Origin of the sequence: Neohoeflea coraliihabitans (assembly GCF_019334345.1) — a bacterium.
Classification (GTDB): Bacteria; Pseudomonadota; Alphaproteobacteria; order Rhizobiales; family Rhizobiaceae; genus Pseudohoeflea; species Pseudohoeflea coraliihabitans.
Genome location: NZ_JAHWQX010000002.1, coordinates 762,557 through 785,244 on the forward strand (window position 1 = coordinate 762,557; position 22,688 = coordinate 785,244).

General features: G+C 62.5%; 18 protein-coding genes. 7 read left to right on the forward strand and 11 right to left on the reverse strand.

Translation table 11 applies throughout. The features are described from left to right. Positions 1 to 67: 67 nt before the first annotated feature. Genes scpA through KY465_RS09580 form a run of 4 tightly spaced genes read right to left on the reverse strand, consistent with a single transcriptional unit; the run spans position 68 to position 6,136 of the window. Positions 68 to 2,206, reverse strand: coding sequence for a methylmalonyl-CoA mutase (scpA, locus tag KY465_RS09565; protein ID WP_219201428.1), 2,139 nt, complete (start codon positions 2,204 to 2,206; stop codon positions 68 to 70). Then, positions 2,203 to 4,221, reverse strand: a complete 2,019-nt coding sequence (locus KY465_RS09570) for an acetyl-CoA carboxylase biotin carboxylase subunit (RefSeq protein WP_219201429.1) — start codon at positions 4,219 to 4,221, stop codon at positions 2,203 to 2,205. Before KY465_RS09570 ends, scpA begins: the two co-directional genes overlap by 4 nt. After that, complete coding sequence (locus KY465_RS09575; protein ID WP_219201430.1) at positions 4,218 to 4,595, reverse strand: hypothetical protein; 378 nt, start codon at positions 4,593 to 4,595, stop codon at positions 4,218 to 4,220. The genes KY465_RS09570 and KY465_RS09575 overlap by 4 nt, the downstream gene beginning before the upstream one ends. Before the next feature lie 8 nt (positions 4,596 to 4,603). Continuing rightward, positions 4,604 to 6,136 (reverse strand): acyl-CoA carboxylase subunit beta, encoded by a 1,533-nt coding sequence (locus KY465_RS09580; protein WP_219201431.1) that lies wholly within the window; start codon positions 6,134 to 6,136, stop codon positions 4,604 to 4,606. 176 nt (positions 6,137 to 6,312) lie between these two features. Between KY465_RS09580 and KY465_RS09585 the strand changes: the two genes are divergently transcribed. The 7 genes from KY465_RS09585 (at position 6,313) to KY465_RS09615 (ending at position 13,197) form a co-directional block, all read left to right on the forward strand. Then, positions 6,313 to 7,731, forward strand: a complete 1,419-nt coding sequence (locus tag KY465_RS09585) for a helix-turn-helix domain-containing protein (RefSeq protein ID WP_219201432.1) — start codon at positions 6,313 to 6,315, stop codon at positions 7,729 to 7,731. Positions 7,732 to 7,869: 138 nt separating this feature from the next. Continuing rightward, positions 7,870 to 8,310 (forward strand): type II 3-dehydroquinate dehydratase, encoded by a 441-nt coding sequence (aroQ, locus tag KY465_RS09590; RefSeq protein ID WP_219201433.1) that lies wholly within the window; start codon positions 7,870 to 7,872, stop codon positions 8,308 to 8,310. A gap of 15 nt (positions 8,311 to 8,325) precedes the next feature. After that, positions 8,326 to 9,228 carry an MBL fold metallo-hydrolase gene (locus KY465_RS09595; protein WP_255561550.1) on the forward strand — a complete coding sequence of 301 codons (903 nt, stop codon included), beginning with the start codon at positions 8,326 to 8,328 and terminating at the stop codon, positions 9,226 to 9,228. An 84-nt stretch (positions 9,229 to 9,312) separates the two neighbouring features. Next, entirely contained in the window at positions 9,313 to 9,942 is a 630-nt protein-coding gene (locus KY465_RS09600) for a peroxiredoxin (protein WP_219201434.1), read from the forward strand. Positions 9,943 to 10,070: 128 nt separating this feature from the next. Next, positions 10,071 to 11,081 (forward strand): C4-dicarboxylate TRAP transporter substrate-binding protein, encoded by a 1,011-nt coding sequence (locus tag KY465_RS09605; RefSeq protein WP_219201435.1) that lies wholly within the window; start codon positions 10,071 to 10,073, stop codon positions 11,079 to 11,081. 71 nt (positions 11,082 to 11,152) lie between these two features. Next, the gene (locus KY465_RS09610; RefSeq protein WP_219201436.1) at positions 11,153 to 11,800 is read left to right on the forward strand and encodes a TRAP transporter small permease subunit; all 648 of its coding nucleotides are present in this window, start codon (positions 11,153 to 11,155) and stop codon (positions 11,798 to 11,800) included. Next, complete coding sequence (locus KY465_RS09615; RefSeq protein ID WP_219201437.1) at positions 11,797 to 13,197, forward strand: TRAP transporter large permease; 1,401 nt, start codon at positions 11,797 to 11,799, stop codon at positions 13,195 to 13,197. The genes KY465_RS09610 and KY465_RS09615 overlap by 4 nt, the downstream gene beginning before the upstream one ends. Positions 13,198 to 13,210: 13 nt before the next feature. Here KY465_RS09615 and KY465_RS09620 read toward each other — a convergent pair whose 3' ends face one another. The 7 genes from KY465_RS09620 to KY465_RS09650 are packed head-to-tail and all read right to left on the reverse strand — an operon-like array spanning position 13,211 to position 22,673. Further along, complete coding sequence (locus KY465_RS09620) at positions 13,211 to 14,803, reverse strand: SRPBCC family protein (RefSeq protein WP_219201438.1); 1,593 nt, start codon at positions 14,801 to 14,803, stop codon at positions 13,211 to 13,213. A 49-nt stretch (positions 14,804 to 14,852) separates the two neighbouring features. After that, positions 14,853 to 15,293, reverse strand: a complete 441-nt coding sequence (locus tag KY465_RS09625; protein WP_219201439.1) for an SRPBCC family protein — start codon at positions 15,291 to 15,293, stop codon at positions 14,853 to 14,855. A gap of 9 nt (positions 15,294 to 15,302) precedes the next feature. Continuing rightward, entirely contained in the window at positions 15,303 to 17,516 is a 2,214-nt protein-coding gene (locus KY465_RS09630; protein ID WP_219201440.1) for a flotillin family protein, read from the reverse strand. Between the two features lie 43 nt (positions 17,517 to 17,559). Next, positions 17,560 to 18,390, reverse strand: coding sequence for a phosphoenolpyruvate hydrolase family protein (locus KY465_RS09635; RefSeq protein ID WP_219201441.1), 831 nt, complete (start codon positions 18,388 to 18,390; stop codon positions 17,560 to 17,562). After that, positions 18,390 to 20,627, reverse strand: coding sequence for an ABC transporter permease (locus tag KY465_RS09640; protein ID WP_219201442.1), 2,238 nt, complete (start codon positions 20,625 to 20,627; stop codon positions 18,390 to 18,392). Before KY465_RS09640 ends, KY465_RS09635 begins: the two co-directional genes overlap by 1 nt. Beyond that, on the reverse strand, positions 20,620 to 21,405 hold the full coding sequence (locus KY465_RS09645) for an ABC transporter ATP-binding protein (protein WP_219201443.1): 786 nt from the start codon (positions 21,403 to 21,405) through the stop codon (positions 20,620 to 20,622). The genes KY465_RS09640 and KY465_RS09645 overlap by 8 nt, the downstream gene beginning before the upstream one ends. Before the next feature lie 23 nt (positions 21,406 to 21,428). After that, complete coding sequence (locus KY465_RS09650; RefSeq protein ID WP_219201444.1) at positions 21,429 to 22,673, reverse strand: ABC transporter substrate-binding protein; 1,245 nt, start codon at positions 22,671 to 22,673, stop codon at positions 21,429 to 21,431. Positions 22,674 to 22,688 lie beyond the last annotated feature (15 nt).

Below are 22,688 nucleotides of genomic sequence, written 5' to 3' on the forward strand. Positions count from 1 at the left end.
GGTATTTGATCAGCGCTGACCGGCGCTGATCGCCCCCTCCAGATTGGGAGGCGTAAACCCTCGCCGATCAGATGTTGCGCCGCACGCCTTCAATGCGTGCCAGGACGGCCGCGGCCGCATCAAGCACATTCGAACCCGGCCCGAAAATCTCGGCAACCCCTGCCTGGCGGAGGAAGTCGTAATCCTGTTCGGGGATGACCCCGCCGACAACCACGGTGACCTCCTCTCCGCCCGCGTCGCGCAACCGCCGGATCAGATCGGGCACGAGCGATTTGTGGCCGGCTGCCAGCGACGACACACCGACCACGTCAACGCCGAGCGCCAGCGCCTTGTCGCAAACCTCCTGCGGGGTCTCGAACATGTCGGTGATATCGACCTTGAAGCCCATATCGGCAAAGGCGGTGGCAATCACCTTGGCGCCGCGGTCATGGCCATCCTGCCCCATCTTGGCCACCAGCACATGCGGCTGGCGGCCGTTTTCAGCGCGATAGGCGGCAATACGCTCGCGGATGATGCCGTATTGCGGATCATCGCCATAGGCATCGTCATAGACACCGGAGATCACCCGTGTGACGGCGACATGGCGGCCGCCGAAGCCGCGTTCCATGGCATCTGAAATCTCCCCGAGCGAAGCGCGGGCGCGCGCCGCATCGACGGCGGCGGCAAGCAGATTGCCCTTTGCCGAGCGCGCCACGTCCTCAAGCGCCGCGAGCGCTTTCTCACATATCTGCGGATCGCGGCTGTCGCGCATTTTCTGCAGCCGCGCCACTTGCGACTGGCGCACCTTGTCGGTGTCGATGTTGAGAATATCGACGGGAAGTTCATCCTCGAGCCGGAACCGGTTGACCCCGACAATGACATCGTCGCCGCGATCGACGCGTGCCTGACGGCGGGCGGCCGCTTCCTCGATGCGCATTTTCGGCAGGCCCTGCTCGACCGCCTTCGTCATGCCGCCGGCGGCCTCGACCTCCTGGATCAGTTCCCAGGCCTTATCGACAAGATCTTTGGTCAGCGCTTCGACATAGAAGGAGCCGCCGAGCGGGTCGACAACCTTCGTCACGCCGGTTTCGTGCGCGAGAATCAGCTGCGTATTGCGCGCAATGCGCGCCGAGAACTCGGTCGGCAGGGCGATCGCCTCGTCAAAGGAATTGGTGTGCAGCGACTGGGTGCCGCCGAGCACGGCGGCCATCGCCTCGAAGGCGGTGCGCACGACGTTGTTGTAGGGGTCCTGCTCGGTCAGCGACACGCCGGAGGTCTGGCAATGGGTGCGCAGCATTTTCGAACGGTCGGACTTGGCGCCGAACTCGGTCATGATCTTTGCCCAGAGCTGGCGGGCGGCGCGCAGCTTGGCCGCTTCCATGAAGAAATTCATGCCAATGCAGAAGAAAAACGACAGCCGGCCGGCAAAGGCATCGATGTCGAGGCCCTTGGCCATGGCGGCGCGGACATATTCCATGCCATCTGCGAGCGTGTAGGCCAGTTCCTGCGCCAGCGTCGCCCCGGCTTCCTGCATGTGATAGCCGGAGATTGAAATGGAGTTGAAGCGCGGCATCTCTTCAGCCGTGTAGGCGATGATGTCCGCGACGATGCGCATCGAGGGTTCGGGCGGGTAGATATAGGTGTTGCGGACCATGAACTCCTTGAGAATGTCGTTCTGCACCGTGCCCGTCAGCGCCTTGCGGTCGACCCCCTGTTCCTCGCCGGCGACGATGAACATGGCGAGCACCGGGATAATGGCGCCATTCATGGTCATCGACACACTCATCTCGCCGAGCGGAATGCCATCGAACAGGATTTTCATGTCCTCGACAGAATCAATCGCGACACCCGCCTTGCCGACATCGCCGAGAACACGCGGATGATCGGAATCATAGCCGCGATGGGTGGCGAGATCGAAGGCGACCGACAGCCCCTTCTGCCCCGCTGCGAGGTTCTTGCGGTAGAAGGCGTTGGATTCCTCGGCGGTGGAAAAGCCGGCATATTGGCGAATGGTCCAGGGCCGGCCGGCATACATGGTTGAGCGTATGCCGCGCGTGAAGGGCGCGAAACCGGGCAGCTCTTCCAAAGCCGCCTGCGGCACGTCCTCGGAGGTGTAAAGCGGCTTGACGGTGATGCCTTCGGGCGTGTGCCAGTCCAGGCTTTGCGGATCGGTGCCCTTGAGGTCCTTGCTGGCAAGGTCGAGCCAGTCGCGCTTGGTCGGCGTCATTTTTCGAACTCCATGATCACCTCATCAACGGCCAGACTGTCGCCAGCCTGCACCGGGATGCGGGCAACTTTGGCTTTCTTCTCAGCCTTCAGCACATTCTCCATCTTCATTGCCTCGACAATGGCGAGTGTCTGGCCTTCCTCGACCTCGTCACCCTCGGCAACGTGGAGCGAGACGATCAGGCCAGGCATCGGGCAAAGCAGCAGGTTGGACGTGTCCGGCGCGAGTTTCTCCGGCATCAGAGCAGCGAGTTCGGCGATGCGCGGCGCATAAACCTGTGCCTTCAGATCGATACCGGCATGACGCAGGCTGAAACCACCGGCGATCGGCTTGACCTTGTAGACCACGGTGCGGTCGCCGGTGGCGATTTCGGCCAAACTATCGCCCGGCATCCAGGATGTCGCAACGGGGCCGACCGGCTCACCTTCCAAGGCAACGTCAAACGCTCCGTCCGCATCGCTGATGGAGACACGCAGGTCGCGACCGGCCAGGCGAACCACCTTCTCCTCGCGGGCACGGCGCGCTGCCTGATTGAAGCGGGCACCGGAAATGCGTGCATTGCGCTCGCCCTGGATGTGAGCGAGCAGAGCCGCTGCGACGGCAAAATCGCGGGTCTGCGCAGCGTCCGGCGCCGGGGGCGCGAAGCCTTCGGGATATTCCTCGGCGATAAAGGCCGTCGTGATATCGCCGCGGCGCCAGCGCGGATGCGCCATGAGGGCGGAGAGAAACGGGATGTTGTGACCGATGCCCTCGACCTCGAAGCGGTCGAGCGCTTCCGCCATGGCATCGATCGCCGTCAGGCGGTCGGGCGCATGGGTGCAGAGCTTGGCGATCATCGGATCATAGAACATCGAAATCTCGGATCCCTCGGTGACGCCGGTGTCATTGCGCACATTCTCGTCCTCCTCGCTGATCTCCTGAGGCGGGCGATAGCGGGTCAGGCGGCCGATGGAGGGCAGGAAATTGCGATAGGGATCCTCGGCGTACAGCCGGCATTCGATGGCCCAACCATTGATCTTCACATCGTCCTGACCGATGGCCAGATGTTCTCCGGCGGCAATGCGGATCATCTGCTCGACGAGATCAATGCCGGTGATCAGCTCTGTCACCGGGTGCTCCACCTGAAGGCGGGTGTTCATTTCGAGAAAGTAGAAATTGCGGTTCTTGTCGACGATGAACTCGACCGTGCCCGCCGACTGGTACTCGACAGCCTGGGCGAGCGCCACCGATTGGGCGCCCATCGCGCGGCGTGTCTCGGCATCGAGAAAGGGAGAAGGCGCTTCCTCGACGACCTTCTGGTTGCGGCGCTGGATGGAGCATTCACGCTCATTGAGATAAATGGCGTTGCCATGGGCATCGGCGAGCACCTGGATCTCGATGTGGCGGGGCTCCTCGATGAATTTCTCGATGAAGATGCGGTCATCACCGAAAGACGACGCCGCCTCCGATTTCGAACGCTCGTAGCCCTCGCGCGCCTCGGCATCGCTCCAGGCGATGCGCATGCCCTTGCCGCCGCCGCCAGCCGAGGCCTTGATCATCACCGGATAGCCGATCTCGCCGGCAATTTCTGCGGCGTGGGCGGCATTCTCGATCAGGCCCATGAAACCCGGCACCGTGCTGACGCCGGCCTCGGCGGCGATCTTCTTGGAGGTGATCTTGTCACCCATCGCCTCAATGGCGCGCGGCTTGGGTCCGATGAAGATGATGCCTTCCTTCTCCAGCGCGGCGCAAAACGAGGCGCGCTCGGACAGGAACCCATAGCCGGGGTGCACCGCCTCGGCGCCGGTCTGCCGACAGGCGGCGATGATCTTCTCGGCCACGAGATAGGACTGGTTGGCCGGCGGCGGGCCGATATGCACGGCCTCATGGGCCATTTTGACATGCTCGGCATCGCGATCGGCATCCGAATAGACGGCGACGGTCTGGATACCCATCTGGCGCGCGGTGCGGATCACCCGGCAGGCGATCTCGCCGCGATTGGCGATGAGGATCTTGGAGAAGGGTTTGTCGGTCATACTTCGAGGACTTCCTGGAAGGCGGCGGGATGGGTTTTGCGCGCGACGGATTCGTCGATCCGCAAAAGCGCTTCGTAGGATTGCGGATCAAACGGATTTTCGGCCGGCACCAATTCACGGCCAAAGAGCCACGAGATGCGGCCGGCATCGAGATTTCCGCGTTCGAAAGGCTCGGCGCCGAACTGGTGCCAGATGGCATGCAGGAAGGCGGTGTCAGCCAGTTTCTCGGTGGCTGTGCGATCATGCATGCGCGGGCGCTGGAAAATCTTCGTGGCGCCCTTCGGATTGGCGCGCCGGACGGTGAACTGGAACCCGGTGCCCGGCAATCCGGAGGGAAAGCCGCGGTGCTTTGTCATCGGCGGGAGTTTTGGCATCTGGACCCCTACAGCGGAATGTTGTCGTGCTTCTTCGCCGGCGCCGTGACCTTCTTGGTCTTGAGCATCTCGAAGGCACGGAGCACACGGCGGCGGGTGGAATGGGGCAGGATCACCTCATCGATAAAACCACGCTGCGCAGCAACGAAAGGATTGGCAAACCTGTCCTCGTATTCCCTGGTGCGGGCGGCAATCTTGTCTTCATCGCCCAGTTCCGAACGATACAGGATCTCGGTCGCGCCCTTGGCGCCCATAACGGCAATCTGCGCCGTCGGCCAGGCGTAGTTGACATCGGCGCGAATGTGTTTGGAGGCCATGACGTCGTAGGCGCCGCCATAGGCCTTGCGGGTGATGACGGTGACCTTCGGCACTGTCGCCTCGGCATAGGCGAACAGCAATTTGGCGCCATGCTTGATGATGCCGCCATATTCCTGGCTGGTGCCGGGCAGGAAGCCGGGAACATCGACCAGGGTGAGGATCGGAATGTTGAAGGCGTCGCAGAAGCGGACGAAGCGGCCGGCCTTCTTGGCTGAATCGATATCGAGACAGCCGGCGAGAACCATCGGTTGGTTGGCGACAACGCCGACGGTCGAGCCGTTGAGACGGATGAAGCCGCAGAGAATATTGCGGGCATGGTCGGCCTGAATCTCGAAGAACTCGGACTCATCGGCAACCTTGGCGATCACCTCCTGCATATCATAGGGCTTGTTCGGATTATCGGGGATCAAGGTGTCGAGCGACATTTCCTCGCGATCGGGGTCGTCATTGACCGGTATGACCGGGGTTGCTTCGCGATTGGAGAGCGGCAGGAAGTCGAACATGCGGCGAATTTCCAGCAGGGCCTCGACATCATTATCGAACGCGCCGTCGGCAACCGATGACTTCTTGGTGTGGGTCGAGGCGCCACCCAGTTCTTCGGCTGTCACGACCTCGTTGGTGACCGTCTTGACCACATCAGGACCGGTGACGAACATGTAGGAGGTGTCGCGCACCATGAAGATGAAATCGGTCATCGCCGGCGAATAGACGGCACCGCCGGCGCAAGGTCCCATGATCACCGAGATCTGCGGGATGACGCCGGACGCCTGCACATTGCGCCAGAACACCTCAGCATACCCGCCAAGCGAGGCCACGCCTTCCTGGATGCGGGCGCCGCCGGAATCGTTCAGCCCGATCAACGGTGCACCGTTCTGCACGGCGAGATCCATGATCTTGCAGATCTTCTCGGCATGGGTTTCCGAGAGAGAACCGCCGAAGACGGTAAAATCCTGAGAAAACACGTAGACCGGACGGCCGTTGATGGTGCCCCAGCCGGTAATCACCCCGTCGCCGGGGATGGTTTGCTCGGCCATGCCGAAGTCGACGCATCGATGCGTCTTGTACATGTCGTATTCTTCAAACGAGCCGTCATCGAGAAGCACGTCGAGCCGCTCGCGCGCCGTCAACTTGCCCTTGGCGTGTTGCGCGTCGATACGCCGCTGGCCACCCCCGAGGCGCGCCTGGGCGCGGCGCTCTTCCAGTTGGGCGATTATTTCCTGCATGCACGTCTCCCTGACGTCGTTAAAGGGCGTGAAGAACTTCACCGAAGCCAATGATGGTTTTGGCTGATGGTCACTTTTTCATACCTTAGCGCGGCGGGGCGCCGCGAAACAGGGTTGAAAGTGTGAAGACGTTGATTTAGCAAATATTGCATACAGCAAATAGCAAAGTTGCAAATATGCGGGCGCGCAAGCTTTTCATCGGCGGCAAGATCCGCGCCATCCGGACAACGGAGGGCCTGACGCAGGCGGCCTTCGCCAGCAAGCTCGGCATCTCGACGAGCTATCTCAACCAGATCGAAAACAATCAGCGGCATGTCAGTGCCAGCGTCCTGCTGGCGCTGGCCGAGAACTTCGCCGTTGATATTGCCAGTCTTTCGGACCAGGATACGGCGCGCATGCTTGCCGACGTCTCCGAGGCGCTGGCGGATCCGCTGGTTGGCGCGGCACAGCCAAGCGCGGCCGACGTCAAATTGGTCGTGCAGAACGCGCCGACATTCGCGCGCGCCTTCCTGACCATGCATCAGGCGATGCGGCGGGCCGGCGAACAGCTTGCCGAGCTCGATGAAACGCTGGAGCGCAGCGGCGCCTTGAATGAACCGACTCCCTACGAGGAAGTGCGCGACTTCTTTCATTATGTCGACAACTATATCCACGAACTCGATCTTGCCGGCGAGCGGCTGGGGGCGCAGATCGAGAAAAGCCGCGGCAGCCCGCTGCGTGGCCTGGCCGATCACATCGAGCGTCAGCATCGCGTGCGCGTGACGATTGGCAGCGACGCGGAGGAGAACGGCCGTCTGCGGCGCTTCGAGCCGGTCAGCCGGGTGCTGTGGTTGAACGGGCGGATGGCCGGTTCGACACAGGCGTTCCAGATCGCGCATCAGATCGGACTGATCGAGCACGAGGCGATGATGACGGAAATCATCGAGAAAGCGGCGTTCCGCTCCGAGGATGCCAAGGCGATCTGCCGCATCGGCCTGGCAAATTATTTCGCCGGCGCCGCGATCCTGCCCTATCAGCGCTTTGTCGAAGCGGCGGGGGCGCTGCGGCATGACCTCACGCTTCTGGCCGACCGGTTCGGCACGTCGATCGAGCAGGTGGCGCATCGGCTGTCGACACTGCAGCGGCCAGGACTGAAGGGCGTGCCATTCTTTTTTGCGCGCGTCGATCAGGCTGGCAACATCACCAAGCGGCATTCGGCGACGAAACTGCAATTCGCGCGCTTTGGCTCGGCCTGTCCGCTGTGGAATGCGCACCGTGCCTTCGAGACCCCGAACCGCATTATCCGGCAGTTGGCGGAAACACCCGATGGCAGCCGCTATCTGTGTCTGGCGCTGGCGGTGACCAAGGCCTCCGGTGGCTGGCGCGACCCGGTTCAGACCTACGCCCTGGCACTCGGGTGCGAGATCAGCCATGCCAGTGCACTGGTCTATGGCGATGATCTCGACCCGAGCCAGGCGGCGAGTTTCGAACCGATCGGCATTTCCTGCCGCATTTGCGAGCGTCCCAATTGCCACCAACGCGCGGTGCCGCCGTTGAAGCGCCGGCTGCATGTCGATGCCAACCAGCGCGGCACCGTCCCCTACACGCTCGACTGAGCTTTCCGGCCAGCTTCTGACCGAGCCGTGCGACAGGGCGGCGCCTTGACGCTGCGGGCCGAAAGTAGGACAGACAGGGTGATGTTCGGTGAACGGCGCAGCCGCTCGAGGACGTTCGGACGATGAAAGGCCGCTGCCGTGACGAAGACGATCCTTATACTCAATGGTCCCAATCTCAATCTGCTCGGCAAGCGGCAGCCCGAGATCTACGGCACGGGAACACTGGACGATGTGCACTCTGCTTGCGCCGAGAAAGCGCGCGAGCTCGACCTCGAGATCGATTTCCAACAGTCCAACAGCGAGGGCGAACTGGTCGATCTGATCCAGGGAGCGAACGAGAGATGCGCGGCGATCATTATCAATCCCGCCGCTTACTCCCACAGTTCCGTGGCCATTCTCGATGCGCTGAACGCCTATGACGGGCCGGTGATCGAGGTGCACATTTCCAACATCCACAAGCGTGAAGCCTTCCGCCACCACTCTTATGTGTCGGCACGCGCCGACGGGGTGATCGCCGGATGCGGAACGCAGGGCTATGTGCTGGCGCTTGATCGGGTGGCAGCACTGATCAACACCTGAAGCGAGGAATGTGCAATGAACGCCAGCCCGCCTGCCCCCACTGACCGGGTCGACATGGATCTGCACCCGGACGTGACCGCGTTTTTTGACGCGGAAAGCAACACGATCAGCTATGTGGTGCGCGACCCGGCATCGACCGCCTGCGCCGTCATCGATCCGGTGCTCGACATGGACCATGCTGCGGGGCGAATTGCGCATGACAGCGCGGATCGGATCATTGCGCATGTCCGCAATGCCGGCCTGACACTTGAATGGATCATCGAGACGCATGTGCATGCCGACCATCTGTCCGCGGCGCCGTATATCCAAGAGAAACTCGGCGGCCAGATCGGCATTGGCGAGAAAATTCTGGTGGTGCAGGAGACGTTCGGCAAGATTTTCAACGAGGGCACGGAATTCCAGCGGGACGGCTCACAGTTCGATCGCCTGTTTGCGGATGGCGACAGCTACCAGATCGGCAACATGCAGGCGTTTGCAATGCACACGCCCGGACATACGCCGGCCTGTATGGTGCATGTGATCGGCGATGCGTCCTTTGTCGGCGATACGCTGTTCATGCCGGACGGCGGTTCGGCGCGCGCCGATTTTCCAGGCGGAGATGCCGGCGAACTCTACGATTCGATTCAGAAGGTGCTGGCGCTGCCTGAGCAAATGCGGTTGTTCATGTGCCACGATTACGGGCCGAATGGCCGCGACATCCGCTGGGAAACCACGGTCGGTGAAGAAAAGCGGCACAATATTCATGTCGGCGGGGGCCGGTCACGCGAGGATTTCATCGCCTTCCGGACAAAACGCGATGCCTCGCTGTCGATGCCGAAACTGATCCTGCCATCCTTGCAGGTGAATATGCGCGCCGGAGAGGTGCCCCGCGATGCCGAAGGTCGCGCGATGCTGAAGCTGCCGATCAACGCGCTGTGATGCAATCGCTGCTCGCGCCCCTTGTGGCGGCGCTGGCGAAGGACCACATCGGAGCCACGACAAGCAACCGAGAAAGGATTAATCATGACCTTGCGTATTGGCGATACAGCCCCGAATTTTCAGGTCGACACGACCGCCGGGCCGATCGATTTTCACGAGTGGGCCGGGGATTCATGGGTGTTCTTTTTCAGCCATCCGGCGGACTTCACGCCTGTTTGCACCACCGAGATGGGCCGCACGGCCAAGCTTGGTGACGCGTTCTCCCAGCGCAATGTCAAACCGCTCGGCCTTTCCACGGACACGGTGTCGGAACATGAAAAATGGACATCCGATATCAACGACACGCAGAACACGACCCTCAATTTCCCGATCGTCGCCGACAAGGATCTGAAGGTCGCCCAGCTCTACGACATGATCCATCCCAATGAGAGCGTCACGGCCACCGTGCGCTCGGTGTTCATCATCGATCCGAAGAAAAAGGTGCGCCTGACGCTGACCTACCCGATGAATGTCGGGCGTAATTTCGATGAGATCCTGCGGGTGATCGACGCCCTGCAACTGGCCGACAAGAATTCGGTGGCAACGCCCGCCGACTGGCGACCGGGCGACAAGGTGATCATCCCGCCGTCGATCAGCAATGAGCAGGCCAAGGATCTCTTCCCGCAGGGCTGGAACGAGATCCGCCCCTATCTGCGCGTGACCGAAGTCAAATAAGCGCATTGCATCGCTTCAATTGCAAATGGCCGGCGAACGCGTTTTCGCCGGCTTTTTTTGTGGCATGCGGCAATTGAGCCGTTAAGGTGGGCCAGTCATACGCAAGATGTGATCTGAGGGAGAAGAGCATGAAGATGATGATAGCGCGCACCAGCGCAGTGTTGGCGGCACTCGCCTTTGCCGGCGAGGCCATGGCGGTTGAATGGAATGTGTCCTTGTGGGGCAAGCGGCGGGCCTTCACCGAACATGTCGAAAAGCTTGCGGAGCTGGTCGATCAGAAGACCAATGGCGATTTCACGCTCAATCTGAGCTATGGCGGACTGTCGAAGAACCGTGAAAATCTCGACGGCATTTCCATCGGTGCCTTTGAAATGGCCCAATTCTGCGCCGGCTATCACCGCGACAAGAACCCATCGATCACCGTGCTCGAACTGCCGTTCCTCGGTGTCTCGACACTCGAGCAGGAGCGCGACGTGTCGATGGCGGTCTATGAGCACCCGGCGGTGCAGGAGGATCTGGCGCGCTGGAATGCGACGTTGCTGATGCCGTCGCCATTGCCCCAATACAACATCGTAGGTGTCGGCGAGGCGCCCCGGGCGCTTGCCGATTTCGAAGGTCTGACGGTGCGCGCCACCGGCGGTATCGGCTCGGCGATGGAAGCGGTGGGCGCCGTTCCGCAGTCGATGTCGGCGACGGAAGTGCGCCAGGCGATGGATTCCGGTGTCATCAAGGCAGCCAGCTTCGCGCCCCACGCGCATATGTCTTTCGGCACCATCGAGAATGCCAATTGGTGGACGACCAATCTCAATCCCGGAACGGTCAATTGCCCGGTGGTGGTCAACACCGATGCGCTGGAAGCCCTTTCGGATGAGCATCGTGACGCCCTGATGGGCTCCGTCGATGAAGCGCTTGATCATTACATCGAGTTCTACAACGAAAAGACGATGGCTGCCTGGGGGCCGGCGCTTGAAGAGCGCGGGATCGAAAAGGTGACCTTCTCCGATGAAGAGATCGCCTCCTTCAAGGACAAGGTGGCCGGCCCGGCATCCGAGGCCTGGATCGAGGAAATGTCAGAGCGCGGCCTGCCGGCGCAGGAGCTCTACGATCTGGTCAATGAAAAACTCGGCCAGTCGAACTGATCGGCACGCGGTCGCGGCACCTGAATGGGAGCCGCGACCGTTTCAAGCGATGACAAGTGCGGGGGAACATCATGGCCGGCGGTGCGCGTGTTCTTAGCGACGACAGCCGGCTGAGCCGGGTCGATCGTGCGCTCTATGCGCTCGAGCGGCAGCTCGCTCTGCTGAGCGGCCTGGCGATCTTCTCGCTGATGCTGCTTGCTGTGCTTTCAGTCGGCGGTCGCAACATCATCAGCCAGCCGCTGCCCGGCTATGTCGACTGGATCGAACAGGCGATGCCGCTGATTGCCTTTATGGGCATTTCCTTTGCGCAGCGCGACGGCGGTCACATCCGCATGGACATGTTCATCTCGATGCTTGAAGGGCGTGCTTTGTATGCCGTCGAACTGATCACCACCGTGGCGTTGCTTGTTCTGATGCTTCTGCTGGTGTGGGGGTCCTGGGCGCATTTTGCCCGCAGCTTCGACTTTGCCGCGCCGCTGTGGAGCCGCGACAGCACGATGGATATCGCCCTGCCGATCTGGCCGGCAAAGCTGCTTGCGCCGGTGGCGTTTTTCGTATTGTGCCTTCGGCTTGTGCTGCAGGTCTGGGCCTATGGCCGGGCGGTCGTTACCGGCACCGCAACGCCGGTCGCCGTGCCGCTGATTGTCGATGCCGCGGCGCAGGCCGCCATGGAAGCCGAACACTTGTCAGATGCCGGCAGCCGGGGTCAACGCCCATGAGCTCCATCGATATCGGCCTCGTCGTGACCGGCTTTCTTCTCCTTCTGGTCGTGCTTGGCATGCGCGTGGCCTTTGCCGCCGCGCTGTCCGGCCTCGTCGGACTGATCTGGATCTTCTGGTCGAAGCGCGGCTATGATCCGGACTCCTTCTTCTGGGCGCTGACAGTGGCGACCAAGACGGCCGGGCAAATTCCCCATTCGAAGCTGGCCAGCCAGGCGTTGAGCCTGATTCCGACCTTCATCCTGATCGGCTATCTCGCCTATCACGCCGGGCTGACCAAGGCGTTGTTCGAAGCAGCCAAACGCTGGATGGCGTGGGTGCCGGGCGGGTTGGCAGTTTCCACGGTGTTTGCCACAGCCGGTTTTGCCGCCGTGTCGGGGGCCTCGATCGCGACCTCCGCGGTGTTCGCGCGCATCGCCATTCCCGAAATGCTGGCGATCGGCTACGACAAGCGCTTCGCAGCCGGGGTGGTGGCGGCCGGAGGGACGCTCGCAAGTCTGATCCCGCCGTCGGCGATCCTCGTCATCTACGCGATCATTGTCGAGCAGGATGTCGGCCGCCTGCTGCTTGCGGGATTCCTGCCGGGCATTTTTTCCGCCTTTGTCTATGCGGCGCTGATCATCGGCATGGCGCTGATGATCAAGGGCTTCGGACCGCCGGTGCGCGGTTTCACCTGGGGTCAACGCTTTGCTTCGCTGCCGCCGGTTCTGCCGATCCTGTTCGTTGTCGTGACCATCATCTTCTTCGTCTACAATCCATTTGGCGGCGACGCGTGGGGCACGCCGACGGAAGGCGGAGCACTTGGCGCCTTCGTGGTCTTCGTGATGGCGTTGATCAAGGGGATGCGCTGGCCGCAACTGAAAGATGCGCTGCTGGAATCAGCAAAATTGTCGGTGATGATCTTCACCATCATCTGGGGCGTCCTGATCTATGTGCGCTTTCTTGGATTTGCCGACCTGCCGGGCGCCTTTTCCGATTGGATCACGTCGTTGACCCTGCCGCCGATGCTGATCCTTGTCTGCATCCTCTTATCCTATGCGGTGCTCGGCATGTTCATGGATGCGATCGGCATGATGCTGCTGACGCTGCCGGTGGTCTATCCGGCGGTAATGGCGCTGAATGGCGGCGAGGCCGTTTCAGCGGCCGAGAGCACCTTTGGTATGTCGGGAACGATGTGCGCTGTCTGGTTCGGCATTCTCGTGGTCAAGATGGCGGAATTCTGCCTGATCACACCGCCGATCGGGCTCAACTGTTTCGTGGTCGCCGGCGTGCGCGATGATCTGACGGTGCAGGATGTCTTCCGCGGCGTCACGCCGTTCTTCCTCGCCGATGCGGTCACCATTGCCCTGCTCGTGGCGTTCCCGGCCATCGTCCTGTGGCTGCCAAGCCAGATTTAGGCGGCGATCTCGATCATAGCCGCAGCACCGAGGCGCCCTGGGTTCTGCCGCTTTCAATGGCGGCATGGGCATTGCCGGCTTCCTCCAGCGGGAAAACCGCGGGGGCGTCGATCGTCAGATGACCCTGGGCCAGCGCCTCGAACAGACGGCCCGATTGCCGTTGCATGGTGGTGCGATCGAAAACGTAGTGGCCATAATTGGGCCGCGACAGGGTGATGGATTTCGACGCCAGCGGACCGATTTCGCGCGGTCCGATATCGCCGGACGCCTGACCGTAGCTGACCAGGTGTCCACGTATGGCCAGCGCGTCCAGCGAGGCGGAAAAGCTGTCGCGGCCGATCGCGTCGTAGATAACGTCGGCGCCGCGCCCGTCCGTGAGATCGCGCACGCCGTCAAGAAATTCGTGTCCACGCCCGATCAGAACCTCGCGTGCTCCATTGGCATAGGCTGCCTGCGCCTTGTCGCGGGTCGAGACCGTGCCGATGACGAGGGCGCCAAGTGCTGACGCCCACTGAGTGAGGAGCGAGCCGGCGCCGCCGGCAGCAGCGTGGACGACAACGATCTCACCGGGCCGGACCGGGTGCACATCGTGCAAGAGGAATCCGGCGGTCATGCCTTTCAGGAGGCCGGCAGCAGCACGCTCGTCCGGCAATGCATCCGGCAACCGGGCGACGAGCGCCGCATCCATGGTGCGCAACGAGACATAGGCTCCCGGCGGGGCACAGGCGTAGCCAACCCGGTCTCCGACGGCGAGATGCGACACCGCCGGGCCGACGCTTTCAACAATGCCGACAGCCTCCATGCCGGGGATGCCGGGCGGCGCAACCAGATCGAAATAGCCGGTGCGGCAATAGATGTCGATGAAGTTCACCCCGGCATAGGTCTGGCGTATGCGCACTTCGCCCGGGCCGGGCGGCGCCACACTGACATGGCGCTGTACCAGGACTTCCGGGCCGCCATGCCGGTCTATCAGGATGGCGCTCCCCATAGCCGGGCCAGGCGCCAGGCCGGCCGTCGAGCCAGGTGCCGAAGCGGGTGCTGCGATCGCGGCGGCGGTTCGTGGAGGGGTCGCGCTGTCCGGTCTGGTATCCAGCCTATCAGATTGGCTGACGCCCTGCGCCCGCGCGACGCGAAGAGTGGCCCCAGCCGCCCCCGCCCCCTTTCGAATATGGGTCTCGAGGCCGCGCATGCCGGCGCGATAAATGTCTTTGGCAACCAGAGCCGAAAGTTCGGCGCGACGTTCGGGCGGCGGATCGAATGTCGACCGCCATTCCCAGAAAGTCGCGCCCCCTTGATGCGCCGGGTCGGTCACCGGCCGCAGCCGGATCGTGGCGACATAATTGTATAGGGGCAGCGGCGAATCGAGCAGGCAGTAGGTGAGTTCACGGGCCTGATCGTCGAGCTGCAGCAGCTGTTCGCGCAACCGGCCGCCATCTTGAAGGCTGAAGGAGCGGACCGCTCCGACCTCATCCGAGGGAGCGTCGTCCTCGATGGCGCTCGTCGCAATGGCCGGATGCCATTCGACATGCGAATTGAAGTCGCGCAGCCAATGCCAGAGCGTGTCGATCGGCACGTTGACGATCGCCGTCTCGACGACCCGCGTCATGCGCCGAGCTCTTGAGAGGCCGCACGCTGAACGCTGCTCATCATCGTCATCACCGCCCGCCGAAAGCCGACTTGAGCGCGTTGAATGCGTTCTGGAAGACATGCGTGCCGATTTGTTCGATCAGCGCACGCTCGCGATCGGGGGGACAGTCGAAATCAGCCTGCCATTCGGCAAAGGTCCGGTTGCCATCCGTGATCGGCGTCAGGCTCAGTTTGGCGATATAGTTTTCGACCCCCATCGGGCTTTCGAGAATCGCATAGGTGCAATTCAAGTCGTAGTCCGACAGGCCAAGCAGTTGCTCGCGGATGCGCCCGCCGTCCTTGAGCGTAAAATTGCGGATGCAACCGATCTTGTCGGATGGCAGACCCTGTTCGATGCGACTTTCCGCGACGAAGGGCGTCCATTCCGGCAGAGCATTGAAGTCGCGGATCCGCGCCCAGACGCTGGCCGCCGGAGCGTGGATCACGCTGGAGACGTATACGCGTGGCATGGGTCCTCCTCAGCGGTCCCGGTCGCGGTCGCGGTCATCGTCATCCGCGTCCTTTCCGGAGCCGGCTTTGCCTTTCTTCCTGTCCTCAGCCTTTTGCACCAGATTGGTCATGTCCTTGGCGTCGCGCAGCACGTCGGTCATGCGGCCCATGGAGCCCCCCTCGATGCCGATCTCCTTCATCAGATTGTCGATCATCGGCGCCTGGACCCGGTAGCGCAGCGCCGAGTCGATCACCTCGTCCGTGACGTTCCTGCCGCCCCCGTCATGACCATTGATGCCATCCACGTGCAGGATCTTGATGCCTTCGATCTTCTCCATCGGGCGAACGCTTTCGCGAACGATGCCCTCGATCCGGTCAAGCAATTTCTCGCGGATACGGGCCTGGCGCGCGGGCTCGGACAGGACGTTCTCGGATTCGTTGAGGGCGCGCCGACCGGCAGCGTCGACCTGATACCGTTCGCTGGAGGCAAGAGCAGCAATCTTCTCAGCCTCCGCCTGGGCGTTGGCGGCAATCGTCTGAGCCTCGGCGAGGCTCTTGGCCGCCTTCATCTCGGCTTCGGCCTTGGCCGTGATGCGGATCGTCTCGCGCTCAACCTCGCGCTCGGTGGAGATGCGCTCGGTCAACTTGCGGCGTTCGGCGATTTCCTTCTCGCGGGCGGTGAGTGCCTGTTCCTCAGCCTGGTAGACCTTGGCGCGCACTGCGGCGGCAGCGGCGAGAGCGGCTGAGCGTTCCTGGGACTTCTTGGCAAGCTCGACCGCCTTGTCGACCTCGGCAAGTTCGAGAATGCGATCGCGCTCGATATGCGCCTTGCGGATCTCGCGCTCGTTGACGACGCGCGCCTCGGCAACGGCCCGGTCGGTTGCCAGGCGGGCCCGCTCGACCTCCTCCTGCATGGCGATCTCGGCTTCCTCGAACGCCTGCTGCTTGGCCAGTTGCAAGGCATCAAGACGGCGTTCGCGCTCGATGCGGATCTCGTCAAGCGCCCGATCCTGGGCGACGCGCTCGGCCGCGGTCAGCTGTTCCTGAACGATCTCGTTGCGCTTCTTCTCGGCCTCGGCCTGGGCCAGTTCGACGGCCTTGGCGGCGATGGTGATCTGCCGCTCGAGCGCATGGATCTCGATGGCTTTTTCGCTGGCGATCTCCCGCTCGCGGCGCTCGAGATCGCGCTGGATTCGGACCTTTTCCAGCTCGAGTTCCAGATGCAGCTGCTCGCGTTCGGTCGCTTCGCGGCTCTTGATTTCCGCTTCATCGATCGCACGACGGCGAGCGATCTCGCGACGCTGGGTCTCCTCCTCGGACTTGATCCGCTCGTCGGTAATGGCCCGCTCCTGGGCAAGCCGCGCTTTCTCGATCGCTTCGCGCGAGGTGAGTTGCGCCTGCTCTGATTCCTGTTCCTTCAGGGCGCGTTCGCGCACCAGTTCGCTGCGCTGCGCCGCCCGGCGGATCTCCAGTTCGCGTTCCTGTTCAAGGCGGGCATATTCCTGGTCGCGGTCAATTTCCAGCACCTGCTTCTGAGCCGTCAGGTTCTGCGACCGGATCTCAACCAGCGTGCGCTGTTCGATCTCGTTGCGCATCTTGCGGCGCGCCTCGATCGATTCGGTGATCTGGGTCAGACCTTCAGCGTCGAAAGCGTTGGAAGGGTCGAAATATTCGAGCCCGGTCTGGTCGAGATCGGCGATGGCGACGGCGTCGAGTTCAAGGCCGTTGCGGATAAGCGCCTGGGCTGCAAGCTCCTTGACCGCTTCGGCAAACTCGCCGCGCTGCTCGTGCATCTCCTCAAGCGTCATGCGCGCTGCGATGGTGCGCATGGCGGAGGCGAACTTGCCCTCAAGCAGCGTGATCAGGCCGTCCTCCTGCATCGTGCGGGCACCGAGCGTCTGGGCAGCTGCGGCAACCGCCGATTTCGTCGCCCCCACCTCGACGAAGAACTCGGCGGTGATGTCGACGCGCATGCGGTTCTTGGTGATCAATGCCTGCTCATTGCGGCGCGGCACCTCGATGCGCATGACATTCATGTTGACAGGCGTGATCTCATGCAGGACCGGAATGACGAAGGCGCCGCCATTGACGACCACCTTTTCACCGAGAAAGCCGGTGCGAACGAAGGCGATTTCCTTGGTCGAGCGCCGGTACAACCAGCGCAGGATGTACACTGCAACGACGATGGCGATGACGATGGCGACGAGCCAGATCAATGCCGTCCCGATCAATTCCCCTGACATGAGTAGTCCTCCCTGAAAGTCATGGTGACGCGGCGCGAGCGCCTCAGAATGTCACCGACTTGAACTTGCGTGTCTGTTCGGTCAGCGCGGTTTCCGTCGGCAGCCGCTCCATCGATGAGGCGCCGTAGAAACCGTGACAGTTTTCGGTCTTATTGAGAACGAAGCCAGCGTCGTCGGGCGAAGCGACGGGGCCGCCATGCACAAGCACGATGGCATCCTTGTTGACCTTGAGCGCCGCCTCGGCCCATTCGTCGACCATCGCCGGACAGTCTTCAAGCTTCAGCGCCGTTTCCGCGCCGATCGAGCCGCCGGTGGTCAGGCCGAGATGGCAGACGATAATGTCGGCGCCTGCGCGCGCCATCTCGGTGGCTTCCTCGGCACTGAACACATAGGGCGTTGTCAGCATGTCGAGACCATTGGCCATGCGCACCAGGTCAATCTCCTGGCCGTAGGACATGCCGGTCTCCTCGAGATTGGCGCGAAATGTGCCGTCGATCAGGCCGACGGTCGGAAAATTCTGGATCCCGGCGAAACCCATCTCCTTCAGCTTGGGCAGAAAGCTGTCGAACATGCAGAACGGATCCGTGCCGTTGACGCCGGCGAGCACCGGTGTGCGCTTGACGACCGGCAGGATTTCGCTGGCCATCTCGACTACGATCTCATTGGCATTGCCATAGGCAAGCAGACCGGACAAGGAGCCGCGGCCGGCCATGCGATAGCGGCCGGAATTGTAGATGACGATCAGATCGATGCCGCCTTCTTCCTCGCACTTGGCCGACAGTCCGGTGCCGGCACCACCACCGATGATCGGCACGCGGTCGCGTTTCATCTTCTGAAACTTCTGCATCAGCGCGTGGCGTTCAAATCTTGGCATCAGGCGGACCTCCTCACGGGGCTGGCAATTGACTGGTAGGCGGCGACAAGGGCCTGCGAGAACGCCGGATCATTGAGATTGGCCTTGACGCGGATGATCTGACGTCGGGCCGTCTGGCGGACCGTGGCTTCAAGCGCCTCGAACAAGGCCGCATTGGCTGCCGGATCGTGAAACGGCGCGTCGGGCCTGTCGAGGACGGAAACGCCGCCTTCCGGGATGAGAAAGCGGACCGGACCTTCCATGCGGTTGATGCGTTCGCCGATCCATTCGCCGAAACGGCGGTTTTCCTCGGCGGTGGTGCGCATCAGGGTCACGGATGGGTTGTGAATGACGAATTTGCGGCTGTTGAACTTTTCCGGAACGCTGGCGCGCGGGCCGAAATTGACCATGTCGAGGGCGCCACAGGAGCCAACCCAGGGCAGCCCTGTGTCGATCACCGCGCCAAAGCGGTCTTCATCGGCGGGGAACACGCCGCCGACCAGCATGTCCGCGACCTCGGTCGTGGTGATGTCGATGATGCCTGCCAACAATCCCGAGCGTGCGAGGTTTTCCATGGCCCGGCCACCCGTGCCGGTGGCATGAAAGACGAGGCAGTCATAGTCGTCCTGCAGCGTTTTCTGCACAGCCTGAACGCAAGGCGTGGTGACGCCGAACATGGTCAGGCCAAGAGCCGGCCGCGCCCTCGCCTGCCGGGCAGCCATCTCTCGGCCATCCGGCAAGCGCGCCACCATGCCGGCCATGGCATGCGCAGCATTGGCCAGCACGCGCTCGGAAATCAGGTTAAGCCCCTGAACATCAGTCACCGAGTAGAACATGTTGATGTCGGCGGCACCGACATAGGGGCGGGTATCGCCGGCCGCGACGGTTGAGACCATGACTTTCGGAATGCCGACCGGCAGGGCGCGCATGCCGGCTGTCGCCAGTGTCGTCCCGCCCGAGCCGCCCGCCGAAATGATGCCGCCAACCCCGCGTTCCCGCGCCATGAACCTGGCAAAGGCCTCGGCCATGGCCGTGACCGACTGGCCGCGATCCTCGCCGAATACCGCCGCCGGACCGCCGGGGTGATGCCCTGCGACCTGCAGCGGCGTGACATCGCAGCGCGAGGGGGCTCGCGTTGTCGACAGATCGACGGTCTTCACCGCCATTCCCACATCTTTCAGGCAATCGCGGACATAGCCGAGCTCGCGGCTCTTGGTGTCAAACGTGCCGGCCACGTAGATGGTGCGGCCGATCCGCTCGGCGAAAGGGATCGCAAAAACCGCCTCATCGGCGCGGCGAGCGGCTGTCTTGCCGGCATCGTGGCTGCGCACGCGCTCATCGCGCAAGCTGGCGGCTGGCAGGTTCCAGCGGTTCGGCAAAGCACTCATTGTTTGCAGGCCGCCCGCTTCGGCCGTTCCCGAGCCGGCCCCCTGGCGAGAGACGACATAGACTTCCGCCAGACGCTCGCGCACGGTCTCGTCGGGCAGCGTAGGGGTTGCGTCGTCCTGGTCGTCTTCCTCGCCGTGACGCCCGACACCGAGCAGCCGCTGCTGCAGTTCCCGGTCGGCGGCAAGCAGGCCAGCCTCCATGGTGCGGTTGATCTGGCCGTTGACCATGATCGCCACCGTGTCGGAGACGGAGGTTGCCACACCGATATTCTGTTCGATGACAAGGATGGCCATTTCGCCTTCCTGGCCAAGCTCGATGAGCATTTCAGCGACCTGATCGACAATTACCGGGGCAAGCCCCTCGGTCGGTTCGTCCATCACCAGCAATTTGGGGTTGGCCAGCAGAGCACGTGAGATGGCCAGCATCTGCTGTTCGCCGCCGGACAGTTGCGAGCCGCCATTCGTGCGCCGCTCGAAAAGGCGCGGGAACGTCTGATAGATGCGATCAAGCGTCCAGGCGGCATCCGCGCCACCTTCGGCGGCCAGACGCAGGTGTTCGTCAACACTAAGACTTGGCCAGACACGCCGGCCCTGCGGCACATAGGCAATGCCGGCATGATGGATCTGGTGCGGCTCCAGACGCGATATCTCGCGGCCATGCAGACGGATGGAGCCGGAGCGCGCCTCTTTCAGGCCGGTAATGGTGTTGCACAGCGTCGACTTGCCCATGCCGTTGCGGCCAACGACACTCATGACACCCTGTTCCAGTTTGAGCGAGACACCCTGCACGACATGGGCCTCCCCATAGAAGACGTGCAGATCATCGATCGCGAGGGCGGCCCGGGGTTTTGATGCGGATTGTCTAGCCATGCCCGCCTCCGAGATAGATCTGCTGCACCGCCGGATCGTTCTCGATCTCGTCGGGGGTGCCCTCGGTGAACACCGTTCCATTGTGCATCATCGAGACGTATTCGGAGACGCGCAGCGCGACATCAAGATCGTGTTCGATGATGATGTAACCGATGTGGTGCGGCAGAGCGTTGAGAATGGCTATGAGGTCGCGGCGTTCTGTCGGCGACAAGCCGGCCGCCGGTTCGTCAAACAGTATGAATCGCGGTGCGCCGGCCAGTGCCAGGCCGATTTCCAACTGGCGCTGCTGACCGTGCGACAAGGTGCCGACCAGCGTATCGGCATCATCATCCATATGCACGGCGTGGACAATTGATTCCGCCTGCGCCATGGCGCCGTCAGACGGGCTGGGGCGGAACAAGGAAAAGCGCCGCCGCGATACGCCGCGGCACGCGAGATAGACCGATTCCCGCACCGTGAGATTGGTGAACAACTGGGAGATCTGGTAGGTGCGCCGCAGCCCGCGACGGATGCGCTCATGGGCCGCTAGCGTGGTGATCTCCTCGCCGAAGAAGCGGATACGACCGCTGGTCGGATAGAAATCGCCGGTAATGGTGTTGAACAGCGTTGTCTTGCCGGCGCCGTTCGAACCGAGGACCGCGCGCCGCTCACCGGCCGCGATCCTCATATTGATGCCGGAGAGAGCCGACAGGGCACCGAATTGCCGGCCGACGCCTTCAAGGTCCAGCGCGTGCGCGCCGGTGCCCTGCAATCGCGAAGCGGCGATATTCTGTGCCATGACTGCCCTCTCCGGCCTAAGCCCTACTCGCAGCTCGGATTGTCGCGGCTGACCGCGCCGAGCGCCATGAACTCATCCCTGTCGATGCCGAGGGTCTGGTTGACCTGGGGCGTCGTCTTGATGAGCTTGTTGACCAGTTCGCCGTTTTCGTTCTCGGTGACTTCAGTCAGATAGATATCGGCTATGGCATTGCGGTTCTCGTCGAGAGAGACCATTCCGGTCGGCGTCTCGAATTCGAGATCGGCAAGGGCTGCGCGGAACTTCTCGCCGCCGTCGGAGAGATCGCCTTCAACTTCATTCAGCGCCAGGATCGCGGCTTTCATGCCGACGTAATAGGCATGTGCGAACAGCGAAGGCGAAGGAAAGGCTCCCTCCTGCTTCTTGTAGTCCTCGACGAACTTGGTCCAGGCCGGATCGTCATTGGTGTCGGCGGTCGGCCCGGCGGCCGGTGTGCCAATCAGCACGTCGCGCAACTTGCCCTTGGCGGTCAGGACGGTCTGGTCAACGGTGATCGAACCACCGATCAACGGCGCCTGCCCGCCCGCATCATTGTACTGCGACAGGAAGTTGACGGCGTCGGCGCCGCCAAGCGCGACGTAGATGGCATCGACTTCATCCGGGATTGCGGCGATGACCGAGGAATAGTCCTTGTTGCCGATCGGCACCCAGGATTTCGACGGCACCTTGCCGCCGGCCTTGCAGAAGGCGGCCATGAAGCCGAAGACCTGGGTGTAGGGGAATGAATAATCCTCGGCGACGGTGGCGACGCTGCGGTAGCCCTTCTCGTCATAGACATACTCTCCGAGGCCGGCCATCCACTGGGCACCGTCGGTCGAGAAGCGGAAGAAGTTTTCTGCCGGATCGCGCAGGGTGGTATCCTGGGCCGCCGACGAGCCGTTGATGAAGGTCACGTCAGGATGGGTCTTGGCAAAATCCTTGACGGCGATGCCTTCATCACCCGAGAGCGGGCCGACGAGGATCTTCACGCCGTCCTGTTCGACCAGCTTGCGGGCGGCGCGCACGGCGCTGTCGGGCGAGGCATCGGACGAACCCCGGACAATCTCGATGTCCTTGCCGCCGGCGGTACCGTCAAATTCCTCGACGGCCGTCATGGCGCCGCGCGCGGAATCTTCGCCGAGCACCGCGAACGCGCCTTCAAAGGTGGCGAGCAAGCCGATCTTGACCGATTCCGCCTGCGCCACGGCAAAGGCCGGGGCGGTCAGGCCGGTTGCCAGCGCCAGGGCCAGCAGAGTGCGTTTGTTGATCATTGCATTTTCCTCCCG